The following is a 1,833-nucleotide window of genomic DNA, read 5'->3' as shown; positions in this document are numbered from 1 at the left end:
CTAGGAGAGTGTTGAAAAACTCTTGATTTAGAGAGCCACTTTTCTTAGCGAAACAAGGTAATCATCTCTTAAACGTCGAATTATAAAGAAAACAGGCGTAAACGGGGTGTAAATTAAATTGATGTCACATAGGAAGGATCAGCCCACTTTTTCGGATATCAGCCTATGGTTCAAAAAGCCTCTTCTTCCCGAGGATTCTTTCTACGTTAAATTTAACAAATGGTCCCTGGCCAATATAAAAGATGATATGTTTGCATCCATGTATTCCTCTTCCGGAATGGGACGCCCATCCAATCCGCCATCGCTTATGGCAAGCGTACTCCTTTTAATGTTGTACGACAAAGTATCCGACAGGGAAGCGGAAGAACGGGCCAAGTTTGACTTGAGATGGAAGGTAGCCCTGGAGTTGCCCATGGACGAAGCAGGTTTTGACTTCACCTCGCTATGCAAATTTAGGACTGCCATCATAGTTAACGATAAAATCTCCGTGGTGTTTGACAAAATCATTAAAATGGCCATTGAAGCAGAAATACTGCCAAAAGATCTGGAGCAGGTTATTGACTCCACCAGTGTAATGGGCGCCGGTGCCGTACAGGATACCTACACCCTGATTCAAAAAGCAATGCGTAAGGTAATTAAAACTACAAAAAGGTTTCCGCAGGTCAGGAAGCTAACGGCAAGCTTCAAACAGGATTATCTCAAAAAAGGCAAGCCTGAAATCAACTGGGACAGTAAAGAAGAACGAAAGAAAATGCTTAAAGAACTTGTCTCTGACGCCAACAGCCTTATTGAAGCACTAAAAGAAAATGACCTGAACAAATGGGAGCAAGAGGCAGCGGATATGCTGTCCCAGGTCGCCTATCAGGACATAGAGATTAACGACCAGCAAGAGCCCGAAATCCGCCAGGGGGTAGCCAAGGACCGTATTATTTCCATAGCTGATTCTGAGATGAGGCACGGCCACAAAACCAGCAAGGGACTGTTTAACGGATATAAGGACACCATACTGGAAGACCCCCATGCCGAAATAATTACCAGTGTTGCGGTTTCAGAAGGCAATAAGCACGATGCCGAGGTTATCAATGAAGTATTAAATGGTGCAAAGAGTATAGGCATTAGCACAACCCAACTGACCGGCGATACCGCTTATGGATCTGCTGAAACAAGGTTAGCCCTTCAGGGGGAACAAATAAAGGTAATAGCCCCTGTGGCCAATCCAAGTAATAAAGGGCTTTTCCCAAAATCACAGTTTACAATAAATTTGGACAAATTTTCCTGTCAGTGCCCGAACCAATATGTTACCCGGTTATGCACACGGGACCGTATAACCAAAGCCATTAAGTCATTTAGATTTCCGGAAGAGGTTTGCCAAAGCTGCCCTTTGAGGCCCCTGTGCACTAACAGCAAACATGGTCGGGTGGTAAGTGTCCACCAGCACGAGGCCGTTCTTCAGGAAGCACGGGAGTACCAAATGACAAGGGAGTTTCAAGATAAATACCGCCTGCGGCCAATAGTTGAGCGAAAAATAGCCGAACTGAAACACCATGGTTTAGGAAAAGCCCGTTACCGGGGCAAGGCAAAAGTTTTATTCCAGTTAACCTGGACCTCAGCGGTGGTAAATTTAAAAAGGCTCTTCCGAATGTCGGATAATAATTATGCTTTAGCCAAGACATTAGGGCTTTGTACGCCAATATAGAGAAAAGAAGAAGCCAATAGAACTTCAAGAGCATACAGGAGAGGAATTATCTTTCTTTTCTCAGGTTATATAGCGAATATAAACTTTTTATAGCGTAATCACTAAAGAAAAACAGGACTTTTTCAACACTCTCCTAG

At 43.8% G+C, this 1,833-nt stretch carries 1 protein-coding gene; it reads left to right on the top strand.

Annotation, left to right across the window (positions count from 1 at the left end):
- Positions 1–121: 121 nt before the first annotated feature.
- Positions 122–1,696 carry an IS1182 family transposase gene (locus DCCM_RS07545; protein WP_128739112.1) on the top strand — a complete coding sequence of 525 codons (1,575 nt, stop codon included), beginning with the start codon at positions 122–124 and terminating at the stop codon, positions 1,694–1,696.
- Positions 1,697–1,833: the final 137 nt, after the last annotated feature.

The organism is Desulfocucumis palustris, from assembly GCF_002933875.1.
GTDB lineage: Bacteria > Bacillota > Desulfotomaculia > Desulfotomaculales > Desulfocucumaceae > Desulfocucumis > Desulfocucumis palustris.
This window is presented reverse-complemented; position numbering and strand designations above follow the sequence as displayed.

What these genes read in the sequence shown, in the direction of transcription:
- DCCM_RS07545 (WP_128739112.1), top strand. Translation starts at nt 122, where the DNA reads ATGTCACATAGGAAGGATCAGCCCACTTTTTCGGATATCAGCCTATGG.